Source organism: Nostoc sp. (assembly GCF_036916985.1).
Lineage (GTDB): Bacteria > Cyanobacteriota > Cyanobacteriia > Cyanobacteriales > Nostocaceae > Nostoc.
The window spans coordinates 61,022-75,957 of sequence record NZ_JBALFD010000055.1; the positions used below are offsets into that span (position 1 = coordinate 61,022).

A 14,936-nucleotide genomic window follows, 5' to 3' on the forward strand; every position below is an offset into this window, starting at 1 on the left:
GTGTTGTCTGAACTAGTCCAGATTGGAAAAAACGTACATGCAAAAGCGCCAGAAAAGTCGATTTTTATTTAGCGATCGCTGGCTTGATCGGCAATCAATTGTTCGCAATATGGAAGCCTTTCAAGACTTAATTGTGATTGTTTTATGTTTGGGTTTGTTCGCCGTCATGCTAATCCAATTGTGGGGGATAGCTATCGCCCTCACGCAGCCGCTAGACTATAAACATGTGACTGCAAAAATACTATTTGTGTTGATTTTAGTCGAGTTATTCCGACTATTAATGGTCTATTTGCAAGAACATAGTATCTCTGTAGGAGTGGCAGTTGAGGTAACAATTGTATCTCTACTGCGAGAGGTAGTAGTTCACGGAGCGCTGGAAATTTATTGGGTTAATACCCTTGCAATTTGTGGTTTGTTGTTTGTTCTGGGTGGACTACTCGTGGTGTGTGCTAAAACGCCACACATGGATTGTATAAGCCATGACACTAAATTTTGTCCGGTTGTGTATAGAGGAGGTAGGGAACGGCAAAATGAGTTGGAATTACAGTATTCACGTCAATGCGATGAGAACCAACCGCTTGGATAAGTTTTGAAGTGCGTTGGCTACACCTACGCACTTGCTAATTACATTAGATGCAAGCAGCGTCCACTATCAGCCAGACTGATTCTGGACTGCTTGCTGTACTTGCGCCACTGTCAAATCGAGAGCCACCGCCACTTGTTCCACACTCAATCCTAATGCCAACAACCGAGGAATAGCTTCTAACTTAGCTTCCTGGCGACCTTCCTGGCGACCTTCCTGGCGACCTTCCTGGCGACCTTCCTCTAAGCCGTCTTCTTTAATTGATTGATACATCCTTGTTTTTTTGAATTCGTCATCTATACCCAACATTTCTGCTAACTCCTCTCGGCTTAACCGGGTAAATTTGTACAACAGAATAGTCTCTATTAATTCTACAATTTGCTTGGTGGTTGTTTCATCTGTCAGTTGTTGCCTTGCTTGTAAAATTAATTCTCTACCTTTGTCAATGGCTGTCTCTTCCCTTTCGATAATTAATTTAACGATCGCAACTTGCAGTGAGTCCTCTCTCGTATCCAATTCATCTAGATAAATGCGTTGCACTTGTGAACTGTCTAGAAGCAACTCATACGGTAGGCGATCGCTTGGATCTAAACTCCTTTGGGGATAGATAACCACAGCACGCCAAAAATTGACTGATTCGTTTTGACGAAAGTAAGTGAAGATTTCAGCAAAGAAGCGTCTATAAAAAGTTGAGTCTAATTGAAACTGGACTTCAACAAAGTAAAGTGGCTGATTTGTAGTTTCACTTGTAGGGATAAATACCCCATCAATCCTAAAAGCATTTTCTTTTACTTCAACTGAAACAAATTTATAGGCATTGGCATTAATAGTATTATCGCCAACTATTGCAAAAAATATGCTAGGAAAAGCTTGAAATAAGCTATAAAATATTTTGTCAGTTTTCACCTGGATTTATTAAAGCAAAAATTGGATATTGAAAGTCTATCAAAAATTGTGTATATACGTCTGATTCAGGATAAAAAAAGCAGATGGAACCATCTGCTTTCATAAAAGATTTATTATCTTATTTACTTGGATACTAACTGATTAACTGGAGCAACCTCAGCTAAATCTAAAATTGGCGCGATCGCATCTTCTCGTTTCACCGCCATAACATGAACTCCTTGACATAATTGCCGCGCTATTTGCACTTGCTCGGCGGCAATTTTTATCCCTTCCTCAAAAGGGTCTTTGGCTTTTGCCAATCTATCAATAATATGTTGGGGAATATTTACACCCGGAACGCATCTATTAATAAACTGGGCATTTTTTGCCGATTTCAACAGAAAGATTCCTGCCAAAATTGGTTTTTTATAGCCAGCGGCAATCGTATCCATAAACTTTTCTAGCAGGTCAAAATCGGTAATCAACTGACTTTGAAAAAACTGCGCTCCGGCTTCGATTTTGCGTTCAAATCGACTTTGCAAACCCGACCAACTTTTACATTGTGGATCTACTGCTGCACCAACAAATAAATCTAACGCTCCATCAGTTAAAGGTTTCTCATTAAAATCAACACCTTGATTCATCTTCCGAATCAGTTGCAGCAGTCGCACAGCTTCTAAGTCAAACACTGCTTTAGCATCTGGATGATCGCCTGCTTTTACTGGGTCGCCAGTCAAAGCTAAAATATTACGGATACCCAAAGCATGAGCGCCCATTAAATCAGCTTGTAAACTAATGCGGTTGCGATCGCGGCAAGCAAGTTGACAAATCGGCTCTATGCCGTTTTGTGATAAAATCACCGACGCGATTAACGAAGACATCCGTAACACGGCGCGGCTACCATCAGTAACATTGACGGCATGAACCCTCCCCTTAAGAGTCGCCGCCATTTGAATCATGTGCGTTGGATCTCCCCCTTTCGGCGGTGCTACCTCGGCGGTAACTAGAAATTCACCTGCTTGTACAGCTCTCTGGAAAGCCGTGGGGCTATGGGTGTGATGCATAAAATTAAGAATCTCAATTTCTTAAATGGTATAGCAAATCACACCTCAAGGTGAAAACTTATAGAGGCAGAGAATAGCCTAAAGCAGCTTTAACTTGTGATAAAGTTTGGTTGGCGATCGCTCTCGCTTTTTCCCCTCCATCCCGCAACACAGACTCCAAATAACTTTTATCGCCCGTTATCGCCTGATATTTTTCTTGGATTGGTTTCAGAGATTCAATAATTGAATCTGTTAACAATGGCTTGAATTGTCCCCAGCCCATATCTTGACACTCAACTGCTACATCTTCCTTTCTCTGCCCAGAAAGCAATGTATACAGTGTTAACAAATTATTGCACTCTGGACGCTCTGGATCGTCAAAAGTCAGCCCACGAATCGGATCGGTTTTACAACGCTTAATCTTGTATTGAATCTGTTCTGGTGAATCTAGCAAACTGATCCGGCTTAAGTCAGAAGGATCGGACTTCGACATTTTGCGTGTACCGTCCGCCAAACTCATCACCCTTGCCCCTTCCTTGCGAATCAAAGGATCTGGTAACTTTAAAACTGGTTGATCTGGTTTACCAAATTGGTGATTTAGCCGAGCTGCAATATCCCGTGTCAATTCCAAATGTTGCTTTTGGTCTTCACCCACTGGCACTTTATCCGCTTGGTAAAGCAAAATATCAGCTGCCATCAGCACAGGATAATCCAATAAGCCTGCACTGACATTTTCTCCCTGCTTAACAGCTTTTTCCTTAAACTGAATCATGTCTTGCAGCCAGTTTAGAGGTGTAATGCAGTTAAGCAGCCAGGTGAGTTCACTGTGGGCCGAAACATGGGATTGTACAAAGATAGTGGAGTGATTTAAATCAAGACCACAAGCTAAATAAAGAGCAGCAAGAGTGTAGGTATCAGCTGCCAACTGTTTTGGGTCATGTGGCACTGTAATCGCATGCAAATCAGCCACAAAAAGATAATTTTCGTATTCGCTCTGACCTTCTACCCAGTTGCGAATAGCTCCCAAGTAGTTACCTAGATGGTAATTGCCGGTTGGTTGAACTCCAGAAAGAACACGTTGCTTGCCCATAAATTTCAACTTAGTTATCTCAAATCCGCCCTATGTCAAGTCGCTTGCGCCTACGCAAAACTCATTTAATTTTGACATTTTCCAGCGCAACTCGCCGTTGAAATATTGGAGTTGACTGCTACATAAAACCTAGATAATCCTAGACATTACTTGGCATTTCAACGGGAGCATGGCACCAATAAGTGCCTAAAATTACAGCCAGCCACTTTTCAAACAACTTCTTAGCAACGGTGAGAGTCGAACCTATCTTTGTGCAATCTCTTAGTGAACACTGCTTCCCAGATAATAGCAAACATCAGTTTAAGTAAGTAGGCGAGAATAAATAAAAAATCTTGAGATGAGTTTGTAGTGTTCGCAAAGCGTCTCGCAGAGAGGGCTACCCTGCGGGAACGCTTCGCGAACACTACAAACCTTGAATTATTCATGCCGCTCTACTTATATAATTTTGTAATTCTCGATGATAGCGCAAGAAACAGACTTTTCTCCTGCCCAATCAGTAAAGGTATCTTCATTTTTGTAATGTCTTGGCGTTTGCATAAGCAAGTGCCAAGCATCTTTCGCATCTAATAAATTTAAACGTTTAGGATAGTGGATCTTTAACAATTCTTGCACTAGGGGATAATAGTCCGAGTTGATTCCCGGAAAAATATGATGTTCTGTATGATAAGAAAAATTTAAATGCAATTTGTCAAATATTTGAGGGACACGCAGAGAAATACTATTAATGAGTGGATCGTTGACGCTTGTCATCTGACAAAGCATGTGGTTTGTATAGATGTAAAATATTGCTCCAGCATAACCAATTCCAATAGGCAGAAAGTAACTCAACACGATTTTTAGGAAATTAAATTGTAAATATACCAAGATACTCAAATGAATCATGAAAATTACAAAAAGTTCACCTGCGATTAACCAACGCTCTTTAGTTTTGACTGTAAAGGCAGCAGGAACAAAATTCACAGATTTACTATTAAAGAATAGTACAGAGGCCAAATTCCTAAGATTATGTGTTCCCCATGCAGTTGCCATTCCCACTATTAAACTGATGGGATTAACCTCCGCAGAAGGTACGCATACATGTTGAATCCATTTACCCCACGTTTTCGGCTGCTTGTATAAGTAATTGCGATCAGGATCTGCTAAGGAATTAGTTTTATTATGATGTTCTCGATTATGTACTGCTTTCCACAAGGTGGGTGGCATCCACAACATTGCTAGCCCTAGCAAGCTAATAATTCTGAGTAGTATATGAGAGTTTCTAATTACGCTACCATGCATCAGATCATGGGAGCTAAATAGCAAGACGATAACACTATTACCCATCACTATTGCTAAAGGCAAATAAAGCCATAAAAGATATAAATTCCAACGATCTAGATAAGATGCGATCGCCCAGCCTAGAATTAAAATTGCCCAATTAATTAATAGAATTACTAATTTACTTGGATCGGGAAGAAATGCCTCCGCAGGAAGTAGGGGACGCAATGTTTTTGCATACTCTGCTTGGCAAATTAACTTTTGGGCGTTACAAACTTCCATAAATATTGATTATTGAACTTTATTTAAGTTTTATTAGAATAAAAAGTTTCAAAAATTAATCTAATTTCTACCCTAATTTTGCTATTGCTATTATAGCTGAATGCGGAAAGTAAATTAGGAGTTTAAACATGGTTTATCTTGATACACTACAATCTCTAGAAAAGTATATACCTTTAGTAGGAGATTTGAATATTAAAACCCCACTAGCATATACAGCAACGCGTGGGGCAGCAGAGGTAGTCAACACGATACAAATGGCGGTAGCTGAGGCTTATATCAATGGGTTAGAAGTTCCTGATTCAGTACTAGAATCTCTTTTTGATACTTGTATGCCTGTCTTTTTTAAGTACTTTCCCGCTCTTTTAGCACCTTATGAATGGGTATTAAAAGAAACTGATCATCTTGCGGAAGGCCCACGGGATTTGATGAAAATTCAGTATGACTTACCTCAAGCGATGCTGAATAAGATGTTGGGCGATGGGAAACTAATTTATCCTAAGTACAGTATGGGATTGTGGGAAAAAGGAGCATTAAACCTTGAGCAATCTCAGATAGATATGATCGATGATGTAATTCAGAAGTTAGATATTCAAGATGGAGATAATATCTTAGACTTTGGCTGTGGTTGGGGATGCGTGCCGAATTACATTCTTTCCAAATTTCCCAATGTCAAATTTGTCGGTCTGAATTTGAGCCACGAGCAATGTGAATATATGCGCCAGAAGATGCAAGATCCTGAAAGCAACCTCAGCTCAGGTCGATTCACGCTGTACGAAGGAGATTTAAATGATGCAAAATTTGAAACAAAATTTGATAAAATCCTTTCGATTGGCGTTTTTTGTCATGTTGGTAATTTAACTAACTCTTTTCAAAAATTAGCTAGTTTGCTGAAAGATAATGGCAAGGTTTTTATTCATATCATTACAGTTCGTACCCCTAATAATATATCCAGTGCTTTTACGCACAAATACATTTTTCCCCACGGGAGGTATTGGAACTACGATGCAGTTCCTAGCCGGAATAAAGACCTCAAAACAATTGAAAGATGGTATTTGAACGGTTCCAATTACTCTCAGACATTTGCCAAATGGCTAGAGAATTTTGACGAAAATCAGGTAACAATTAAAGACTTGAATTATGGCATGGATTATGCAAAATTTCGTCGGATATGGAGGTTTTATTTAATATGGTTTGTTCGGAATTTCGCTAGTTGCGATGGTGAATACAATGGGAACGGTCAGTACTTAATGGTTCATGCTTAATAGACTCAGAGTAGTAGCGTAAGCGTAGCCCGTCGTAGACAACGCTCTCCAGAAACCGCATTGATTGTATGATTACCTTGTAGCATTGAGTTTTGGTGAATACTTCTTCAGCTTTCGTCATGAAGTGAAGGTGCAACTGGAAGCATTGAAACAACAGCAGCAATCACAAAAAACAGAAAAAGCAAATTAAGTAGGTGGGTGAGAAAATTTATTTATAACTACGTCATTGCGTTTCCTCCGCTCGTAATGACAATTTTATTGGGTCTAAAAAGCTTGAAATCCTTGCAGATACCACTTGTGTGTACACCTTCGGAGAGGGAAGGTTTTGCTTAGTAAAATCTCTTAGCGGTCTGTTTTTACGGACAATTAGATGGACGCTATATAACTTGTCGAACTTACGTTCTCTTTACGTCCTAACCTTCCAGACGGCAGTTGATTCTACGTATAAACCCAAAATATCCTATTTAATAAAACATACCAATCTAATTGAAATCAAGGATATAACGCTGAAATAATTAGCGTTTTATTAAAAACACATATTTTTATATCATAACCTTACATATTTCCACGTTATTAACCAGATATTAAATCATCTCAGACATGAAATAACCAAATTAATACAATCTGAGTAAATAAGTACAATACTGAGTTTTCAAAGATAAATAAGCAAAATAATTCACGAGATTTTTTTAAAAAAAATCATCTTGAACACTACAGAATTTACATAAGTTTGGTTAGGCTTTTCACAGATAAAAATCATTGCCTAATCGGAGATATTCTCATAAATATGAAAACTCTAAAAGTTCTTCTTGCCACTACAGCCATCAGCGTAAGCCTCCTGAGTCTATCTAATCAACAGGCAAGTGCCGGACAACTTGTCGATGGATGGAACTATAGTATAGATTCCTTCCAGGATGGTTCTGGAGGTTCGGTTTTTGATATCAAAGGCATGGCGGTCAAAGACTCCGGTGACAAAATCTATGTTGCTCTTACAGGCGGAATGCCTCTAGGTGGCACAACCGATTCCGATGACTACTGGAATCCGGGTCATTCAGTCCATATTGGTTGGAGCGACTTATTCTTCAATTTCTCAGGTCAAGACTTCCAAACAGCTAGTCAAAGTGGTCAGCTATTTGGTGTGAGGTTTGCCGACTATGATAGTAGCTTGACAACAGGAGTTTACCAAGGAGTCCAAGCAAAGAGTATCACTACACAACATGGAGGCTACAGCAACTTGAAGTGGTATTACGACTGGGGCTGGGGTCAGAATAATACTCAAGGCACAGACTTAGCGACTACACAAGACGTTTACAACTATTACTACGGCTCTAATGTCGCTCAGAATCCTACTTGGAATAATACACCGATTCTCAACGCCATTGGGTCAGGCACGAAAGTTGGCAATATCTCCATGCTCAACGATCAGCAACTCAATGCTGCTGGACTAAATTTTGGTAACTTTTCTGCTACTGGGCAATACACAATTGGCTTTTCCTTTGATAAGGCTTTAATAGGCGAGGGTAATTATGTTAGTAATATCTTCTTGGAGTGCGGTAATGATGGAGTAGCTCTCAAGGGCGATCTCAAGTCTGTACCAGAATCAGCCGGGACAATTGGTTTACTCTTAACAGGTTTGAGTTTTATGGCCAGCCAACTTCCACAGCTTCGCAAGAAAAAACAACATGCTTAAATAAGTTTGTAGCTATTAATAGGGTAGGCATAGCAATGCTCGCCCTATTTTTTTATTCATATAAAACTATAAAATAGCAAGTAAAAATATATATTTAACTTTCTACTTATAAAGCAATACGCTTGGGTTAAGGGCGACTGGCAACAATTTTGGGTTTTCGATACGCCATAAATCGCCGTCTCTACAAGTGTTTTGGGTTTATCTGAACTGTATTGACTTATAAAGATAGTCAAACTATTAAATTAAATCTACCTTTCTACCAAACCTACTTGTCCGCCAATTAGCCCCAGAAATCCTGTGCCAAAGTGCTGAATTTCCAAAAAGCTTGCTTGCTCTGGTGAGGTTTTGTAGATATGAAACGTCTTCATAATTCCTAAAGTAGCAGCGCTTTCTAAAGGCCCAACAAAGCTAACATCCCGGTCGAGAAAATAGGCTTGATTAGCCCATTGAGCCATCTGATTTGCATTTAAAAAGTAGCAACCTGCGTGAGGATTGAGGGCACGACGAAAGGTAATTGGTGCATTCATAATTGCGCCATTTAGTTCCTGTTGCTGTTGAACATTTTGAAAAGGAGCAGTTACTCGTAAAGCCAAATCTCCATCAATGTAAGCTTTCTGAACCAAAGCATGGGAGGACACTTCATAACGATTTGGCTGGAGTAAATTTAAATCACCCGTTTGTTGGGTAAACCAGTTTAATTTTATAAAAAACCAAGGATCATGAATAATTAAATCATCTTCAAGAAAACAGTAGTAATCATATTGACCAAGACAACTTTGCAGAACAGCTTGACATTCAAACCCTAAAAGCATAGGTTCTGCATTGCTAGAATGATGCCTATATAAATGGGATGATAAGGGAAGCTGATTCAGAAGATGATTATCTTTCGTTGTACAAATAACAATATCGATTTCGTGAGACTGTGGCTGATTAGCAGGGAAAGCTAGTCGTTGAGCGATATTGATGATACTTTGAGATTTACCAAATAATTGGTGTAAGGCAGTAAGGCTTGTAGTTAATGCCTGCAAACGAGGTTGTGGGTCTTTTCGTTGGGAAGCATGACGACCCTCACCGCTAGGTTTGAAAAAATGGGCAATGGTAAAAATAATTCGCATTTTAAATATCGCTTTTATATTTCTTAGTCATTAGTTATTAGTTATTTACCAAGAATGAATAAATAATTAATATGCTTCTTACAAAAGTCGTTATTTTCAGGCTTTTCTTTGCGCCTTTGCTTGAAACAAAAATATTTATACAAGAGGCTAATGACGAATTTACTTAATTTCTGCCAAATCCTTTAGAACTTGGGCGCTTTTTCAAACTATCAGAATTTTACCAGCGAACATCCATTGCAAATGTTGTGGTAATAGTTTTGCTAAATCATAACGCTTCAAAATTGTCTCTCGCGCATTTACACGAATTGCACTCATCTCTTGAGGATTATTCAGCGCTTCTTCAACCCGATTAGCAATATTATCGGGAGAAAAGAAATCTACTAGCAGTCCATTCACCCCATCCTGTACAACTTCTAATACTGGCGAAGTCTTAGAAGCTACTAGTAAACATCCTGCTGCCATTACTTCTAACATTGACCAGGATAAAACAAAAGGACGAGTTAAATAAACATGAGCAGAAGAAGCTTGTAAAACCTGAAGGTACTCATTATAAGGAAGCCGATCTGTAAAGTGCAGCCTCGATAAATCCAAAGATAATTTTTCTAGCATTAATTGTTTATAAGTCTTTCCATCGGGGAGATTTTTACCATAAGCAACTCGATCTTCTCCCACAACTACTACATGGCACTTAGGTCGTCGCTGCTGAAGTAGCGCCACTGTTTCCATAAACTGGGGAAAACCTCTATAAGGTTCCATCCCTCGTCCCACATAAGTTACCAACTCTTCCACATGGGAAAGATCCAGATTTATTCTTGGTAAAACTAACTTTGCACCTGGTTTGGGAACAAAATATTGGGTATCAACACCATCATGAATTACAGTGAGTTTCTTATGATATTCTTTAGGAAACTGCTGACGCTGCCAATTCGTCGGAGAAAGACCGCGATCGCAGCTATATAAATCAGTCAAAATCGGCGCATTTTTCACGCGGATGCGGCATTCATCATCAGCATTCAGTGGTTCATTCGGATCAAAATCTGCATCTGAACCGTGAGCATGGTAAAACCACTCGAAATAACACAATAATTCTGCTTTGGGGAAAACATCTTTCATAAATAAAGTTGGCCCCCAACCAGAATGACCATAAATTATATCTGGAACGAAACCCTCAGCTTTTAATTTTTCTGCTACGCGATAGACAGCCTGCGCGGTGAGAACAGCATTTTCCAGATTACGAACGTAGTGGTGGGTTTGGGGAGCCGCTTCACGAGAAGGGGTATAAATAGCTTTATAAACGCCAGGTATTTCACCTTCACGACGATTTGTCCCAAAGACGACTTGGTAATTAGGATCTTTACCCAAAACTATCGCTAGATTGCGAAATTGTGAGGGAAAGTTGGGATGTAAAAATAAAATTTTCATTGGAATAATCTTGATTAACTTATTGCCAGATAAAATAAATTAAGACAAGCTGCCTAAGATTATAAGATTATTCATCACGATTTTTAGCAAGTAAATTTAGGTAAATGGTTGCCCGAAAATGCGAAAATAATCGCAAATTCGTGTTATGACCATGAAATTTATTGGCATTGATTTAGGCTGGCGATCGCAACCAAATGGATTATGCTCTTTAGAATGGATAGATGGACAACTACAACTACTTGATTTAGACCGCAAAGATGCCATTGCAGATATCCTCACCTGGATCGATCGCACTGTCAAGCCAGACGAACCAGCCATCATCGCCGTAGATGCGCCTACCCTCATACCCAACGCTACTGGGAGTCGTCTCCCCGACAAACTCAGCCACAAGTACTTTGGTAAATATCATGCAGGATGCTACCCAGCTAATCAAAACCTACCTTTCGCAGAGCGCACCATCAACTTTGGTTTAGAATTAGAATCACGTGGTTTTGCACACGCGCCCACCATCGAACCGCAAAAACTTGGCAGATATCAAATAGAAGTATTTCCCCACCCAGCGATAGTTAACCTATTCAACTTAGAACGCATCCTCAAATACAAAAAAGGCCGACTCAGCGATCGCCGCCTAGAACTAACCAAACTCCAAAATTATCTTCTCGATATCCTCCCCTCTCTTTCTCCTCCTCTGCGTTCTCTGCGCCTCTGCGGTAGCCTACGGCAAGCCGCTGGTGCGTCTACGTTCCTTCTTGAAATCCCCACCACAGGCGCAGCCCTCAAAGCAACCGAAGATAAACTAGATAGTCTAGTTTGCGCTTACATTGCTGCATACTGGTGGTATTGGGGAGAACAACGTAATTTGGTATTAGGCGATCGCACCACAGGCTACATTGTCATCCCGCAGAGAATATTATCCTAAAATTGTAATATCCTAAGATTTAAGTCGAGGAAGTTTTATGCAAAGAATTAGTTCTAACTTTAGTTTAAAAGAGCTTTATGAAATTGACGATCATCTCTGGTTAGAGGAAACAATCAAGCTATTGAAATCTAACCATTTAGAAGAATTAGATTTAGAAAATTTAATTGAGGAGCTAGAAAATTTGGGTCGTAGAGACAAAGCCAAGGTTGCTAGTTTATTAGAACAAATTATTAGACATCTTTTATTACTACAATATTGGACAGAAGAATCTCAATATAATTCTGGACACTGGAAAGCAGAGGTTAGAAGTTTTAGGAATCAATTAAAACGTAATTTGACAACGAACCTATATCAATATTTAGAAAACGAATTAGCATCAATTTATGACGATGCTTTAGGATATATAATTGAAAAAACCGAGGGTAAACTAGATAATTTACCTCAATATTGTACTTGTACCTTAGAACAACTGCTAGATATTAATTATCTACCTGAAAACGTGTAAAAAAACAAAAGGCGTTGCTAAACTTAAATCAGCAACGCCTAGTTTTGAGTATTCAATAACTACTCAGCACTCTTATTCTGCCCAAGCAATCAACCTTGGTTCATAAGGATTAGCCAGATTTTTATTTTTCGGCAATACACGCAAAGACAAGCCTTGCAAACCAGAAGCGGTATAAGTGATATTACCTGTGTAAATACTCAATTGCTGTGCATCTTCCCCTTGGTAATCCATCACCACTGGTACAGCGTTGACAATCTCACCATTGGCATCGATCGCACCTTGATATAACTCCACCTGCACATCATTATTGCTCAAAGTTGCTAAGTCAACCTTGGCTTTAACAGCAACGGTTTGGTTAACCTCAATGTCCGAAACTGCCGATACGTCTATATCTTTGATTCTGATGTTGAACCAGTGTTCGCCCAGTTTTTCTTTCCAAGCAGCTAGCTCTTTAGCTGGGGCATAGTTATCAACAGTCAGGGTATGATAGCGATCGCTAGCTGGGAAATAAGCTCGCTGTGCATATTCTCCTACCATCCGCGCTGTATTAAAGAATGGACAATTCAGCCGAATTGCATCCTTCATTTTGGCAACCCAGGGACGGGGTAAGCCATCAGTATCGCGGTGGTCATAAAATAGGGGTACAACTTCCTTTTCTAACAACTCGTAGAGAGCGTTAGCTTCTACCTCATCTTGGTAGTTGGGATCGTCATAATTCTCTCCATGTCCAATCGCCCAACCTGTGCGGACGTAATCAGCTTCATCCCACCAGCCATCTAGTACACTTAAATTCGGCAATCCATTCATTGCGGCTTTCATACCACTAGTACCAGAGGCTTCCCGTGGACGACGCGGTGTATTTAACCAGATATCACAACCCGCAACCATCAACCGAGAGATGTAAATGTCGTAATTGGGAACAAACACTACCTGTTTTTCTAAATGCTGTTCGCGGATAAAGTGATTGATGTCGCGGATCAGTTCTTTACCGGGAATATCCTTCGGATGTGCTTTACCAGCGATGACAAATTGCACTTTCCGGTCTTTGTTAGCCAGCAGAAGCCGCTTAATCCGATCCAAATCACGCATCCAGAGTGTGGCGCGTTTGTAGGTGGCAAAGCGACGGGCAAAGCCAATGGTGAAAGCGTAAGGATCTAAAACTTCTTGGGCTTGGAAAATTTCGGAGGCAGAAGCGCCGCGATCGCGCAGATGTTTCACCAAATGCTCTCGCACAAACAAAATCATATCTAAGCGGCAGCGTTCGTGATTGCGCCACAATTCCTCATCGGGTATGGCTTCCATCCGCTCCCACAATGGACTATCTGGTGGTGCTGATGACCAATTTGGCCCCAAGTAGCGATCGTACAACTCTTGAGTTGATTTCGCCACACAACTCCTGGCATGGACACCGTTGGTAATTGCGGCGATCGGCACTTCCTCTACTGGCACTTTCTGCCACAATCCCTGGAACATTTGCCGCGAAACTACACCATGCAGCTGTGCGACACCGTTAGAAAATGTTGCCATCTTCAGCGCCAGCACCGCCATACTGAAAGGCCCTGATAAGTCGCCTGTATTCTCACGCCCTAGCCCTAAAAATTGCTCTTTGGGCAATCCAAATATCTCTGCATAGTAGCCCAGATAGTACAAAATTTTGTCGGGAGCGAACAAGTCAATTCCCGCTGGTACTGGCGTATGGGTGGTAAATATATTGCTGGAAGCTACCACTTGTTTAGCTTGGGCATAATTCAGTCCTTCTTCCTGAATCAGCAAGCGGATGCGTTCTAAGGCAGAGAAGGCGGCGTGACCTTCATTCATGTGGTAGGCGGTGACTTTCAGCCCCAAAGCCTTGAGCATTTGCACACCACCGATCCCCAGCATGATTTCCTGGTGGATACGCATATCAATGTCGCCACCATACAGTTGATCTGTGATGTCGTGGTCGTAAGTATTATTTGGTTCAATGTTGGTGTCCATCAAATACAGGGGAACCGTTCCTACCTGTACACGCCAAACTCTGGCATACACCTTGCGTCCAGGATAATCTACTGCAATCCGTAGTTCTGAACCATCGGCATTGCGCTCTAGATGCAAGGGCATATTGTAGAAATCGTTGTTCAGGTAGCGCTCTTGCTGCCAGCCATCGGCATTGAGATACTGAGCAAAATAGCCTTGCTGATACAGTAAACCTACACCGACAAGTGGTAATCCCAGGTCACTGGCAGATTTGAGGTGATCCCCCGCCAAAACGCCCAAGCCCCCAGAATAGACCGGCAAACAATCTACCAGTCCAAATTCCGCCGAAAAATAGGCGTAGCATTCTTTTGGTTTGTCTTCGCGTTGTTTCTGATACCAGGTGCGCTCTTGCAAATAATCTTCTAACTGACGGTCAGCGCGATCCATTTGCGCTAGGAAGCCTTCATCTTCGACAACTTCCAGAAGCCGCGATTGAGCGATCGTACCCAACATTAACACTGGATTATGATGGCTAGACTCCCACAGGTCAGAGTCTAAGCGACGAAATAAATCTTTAGTATCAACATTCCAATCCCACTGCAAGTTATATGCTAGCCGCCGTAGTGGTTCGAGTCGTGGCGGTAGTGAAGGGGATACGTTAAATGTGCGAATTGGCTGCATAGGTTGGCAAAACTCCAAGTTTAGCTATGGTTATTGTTTACTCTTTTTACCAATGTTGCCAATTCTTCACACTGTATTTTGTGAAAAAGCGATGACTTTGTTAAACATTGAGAATTCTTTTTTACCTCGTTGCTAAAGTTTACACCAAGGTGTTTCTAATTCTATGCCTTACTTTCAGCCATGTACTTGGTATATTAAGATTTAATCATTTACTGGCATGTATCACTTAAAAAAATCTAGTTCTGA

Annotated in this window: 13 protein-coding genes; 6 read left to right on the forward strand and 7 right to left on the reverse strand. The window is 40.6% G+C overall.

Annotated features, from left to right (window positions below; genetic code table 11):
* Positions 1–37 precede the first annotated feature (37 nt).
* The gene (locus V7L07_RS19170; RefSeq protein ID WP_335060464.1) at positions 38–586 is read left to right on the forward strand and encodes a phosphate-starvation-inducible PsiE family protein; all 549 of its coding nucleotides are present in this window, start codon (positions 38–40) and stop codon (positions 584–586) included.
* Between the two features lie 66 nt (positions 587–652).
* On the opposite strand, the gene V7L07_RS19175 is transcribed toward V7L07_RS19170, so the two are convergent.
* The 4 genes from V7L07_RS19175 to V7L07_RS19190 form a co-directional block, all read right to left on the reverse strand.
* Positions 653–1,489: an Rpn family recombination-promoting nuclease/putative transposase gene (locus tag V7L07_RS19175; protein ID WP_335060465.1), complete on the reverse strand. Its 837-nt coding sequence runs from the start codon at positions 1,487–1,489 to the stop codon at positions 653–655.
* Between the two features lie 122 nt (positions 1,490–1,611).
* Entirely contained in the window at positions 1,612–2,532 is a 921-nt protein-coding gene (locus V7L07_RS19180) for a methylenetetrahydrofolate reductase (protein WP_335060466.1), read from the reverse strand.
* A gap of 58 nt (positions 2,533–2,590) precedes the next feature.
* Positions 2,591–3,601 (reverse strand): tryptophan--tRNA ligase, encoded by a 1,011-nt coding sequence (gene trpS, locus V7L07_RS19185; protein WP_335060468.1) that lies wholly within the window; start codon positions 3,599–3,601, stop codon positions 2,591–2,593.
* A 435-nt stretch (positions 3,602–4,036) separates the two neighbouring features.
* Positions 4,037–5,140: a fatty acid desaturase family protein gene (locus tag V7L07_RS19190; protein ID WP_335060470.1), complete on the reverse strand. Its 1,104-nt coding sequence runs from the start codon at positions 5,138–5,140 to the stop codon at positions 4,037–4,039.
* Between the two features lie 128 nt (positions 5,141–5,268).
* On the opposite strand from V7L07_RS19190, the gene V7L07_RS19195 reads away from it, so the two are divergent.
* The 3 genes from V7L07_RS19195 (at position 5,269) to V7L07_RS19205 (ending at position 8,092) form a co-directional block, all read left to right on the forward strand.
* Complete coding sequence (locus tag V7L07_RS19195; protein WP_335060472.1) at positions 5,269–6,402, forward strand: SAM-dependent methyltransferase; 1,134 nt, start codon at positions 5,269–5,271, stop codon at positions 6,400–6,402.
* Positions 6,403–6,466: 64 nt separating this feature from the next.
* Positions 6,467–6,592 (forward strand): hypothetical protein, encoded by a 126-nt coding sequence (locus tag V7L07_RS19200; protein ID WP_335060474.1) that lies wholly within the window; start codon positions 6,467–6,469, stop codon positions 6,590–6,592.
* Positions 6,593–7,189: 597 nt separating this feature from the next.
* The gene (locus tag V7L07_RS19205) at positions 7,190–8,092 is read left to right on the forward strand and encodes an XDD3 family exosortase-dependent surface protein (protein ID WP_335060476.1); all 903 of its coding nucleotides are present in this window, start codon (positions 7,190–7,192) and stop codon (positions 8,090–8,092) included.
* Between the two features lie 248 nt (positions 8,093–8,340).
* On the opposite strand, the gene V7L07_RS19210 is transcribed toward V7L07_RS19205, so the two are convergent.
* Both V7L07_RS19210 and V7L07_RS19215 read right to left on the reverse strand, forming a co-directional pair.
* The gene (locus tag V7L07_RS19210) at positions 8,341–9,207 is read right to left on the reverse strand and encodes a calcium-binding protein (RefSeq protein WP_335060478.1); all 867 of its coding nucleotides are present in this window, start codon (positions 9,205–9,207) and stop codon (positions 8,341–8,343) included.
* A 201-nt stretch (positions 9,208–9,408) separates the two neighbouring features.
* The gene (locus tag V7L07_RS19215) at positions 9,409–10,629 is read right to left on the reverse strand and encodes a glycosyltransferase family 4 protein (RefSeq protein ID WP_335060480.1); all 1,221 of its coding nucleotides are present in this window, start codon (positions 10,627–10,629) and stop codon (positions 9,409–9,411) included.
* A gap of 151 nt (positions 10,630–10,780) precedes the next feature.
* Here V7L07_RS19215 and V7L07_RS19220 point away from each other — a divergent pair, with 151 nt between their 5' ends.
* Positions 10,781–11,548 (forward strand): DUF429 domain-containing protein, encoded by a 768-nt coding sequence (locus tag V7L07_RS19220; RefSeq protein ID WP_335060538.1) that lies wholly within the window; start codon positions 10,781–10,783, stop codon positions 11,546–11,548.
* Positions 11,549–11,585: 37 nt separating this feature from the next.
* Entirely contained in the window at positions 11,586–12,053 is a 468-nt protein-coding gene (locus tag V7L07_RS19225; RefSeq protein WP_335060482.1) for a DUF29 domain-containing protein, read from the forward strand.
* A 72-nt stretch (positions 12,054–12,125) separates the two neighbouring features.
* Here the strand turns inward: V7L07_RS19225 and glgP are convergent, their stop codons facing one another.
* Complete coding sequence (gene glgP / locus V7L07_RS19230; protein WP_335060484.1) at positions 12,126–14,690, reverse strand: alpha-glucan family phosphorylase; 2,565 nt, start codon at positions 14,688–14,690, stop codon at positions 12,126–12,128.
* Between the last annotated feature and the right edge of the window lie 246 nt (positions 14,691–14,936).

What these genes read in the sequence shown, in the direction of transcription:
- V7L07_RS19170 (WP_335060464.1), top strand. Translation starts at nt 38, where the DNA reads ATGCAAAAGCGCCAGAAAAGTCGATTTTTATTTAGCGATCGCTGGCTT.
- V7L07_RS19180 (WP_335060466.1), bottom strand. Translation starts at nt 2,532, where the DNA reads ATGCATCACACCCATAGCCCCACGGCTTTCCAGAGAGCTGTACAAGCA.
- trpS (WP_335060468.1), bottom strand. Translation starts at nt 3,601, where the DNA reads ATGGGCAAGCAACGTGTTCTTTCTGGAGTTCAACCAACCGGCAATTAC.
- V7L07_RS19190 (WP_335060470.1), bottom strand. Translation starts at nt 5,140, where the DNA reads ATGGAAGTTTGTAACGCCCAAAAGTTAATTTGCCAAGCAGAGTATGCA.
- V7L07_RS19195 (WP_335060472.1), top strand. Translation starts at nt 5,269, where the DNA reads ATGGTTTATCTTGATACACTACAATCTCTAGAAAAGTATATACCTTTA.
- V7L07_RS19205 (WP_335060476.1), top strand. Translation starts at nt 7,190, where the DNA reads ATGAAAACTCTAAAAGTTCTTCTTGCCACTACAGCCATCAGCGTAAGC.
- V7L07_RS19210 (WP_335060478.1), bottom strand. Translation starts at nt 9,207, where the DNA reads ATGCGAATTATTTTTACCATTGCCCATTTTTTCAAACCTAGCGGTGAG.
- V7L07_RS19215 (WP_335060480.1), bottom strand. Translation starts at nt 10,629, where the DNA reads ATGAAAATTTTATTTTTACATCCCAACTTTCCCTCACAATTTCGCAAT.
- V7L07_RS19220 (WP_335060538.1), top strand. Translation starts at nt 10,781, where the DNA reads ATGAAATTTATTGGCATTGATTTAGGCTGGCGATCGCAACCAAATGGA.
- V7L07_RS19225 (WP_335060482.1), top strand. Translation starts at nt 11,586, where the DNA reads ATGCAAAGAATTAGTTCTAACTTTAGTTTAAAAGAGCTTTATGAAATT.
- glgP (WP_335060484.1), bottom strand. Translation starts at nt 14,690, where the DNA reads ATGCAGCCAATTCGCACATTTAACGTATCCCCTTCACTACCGCCACGA.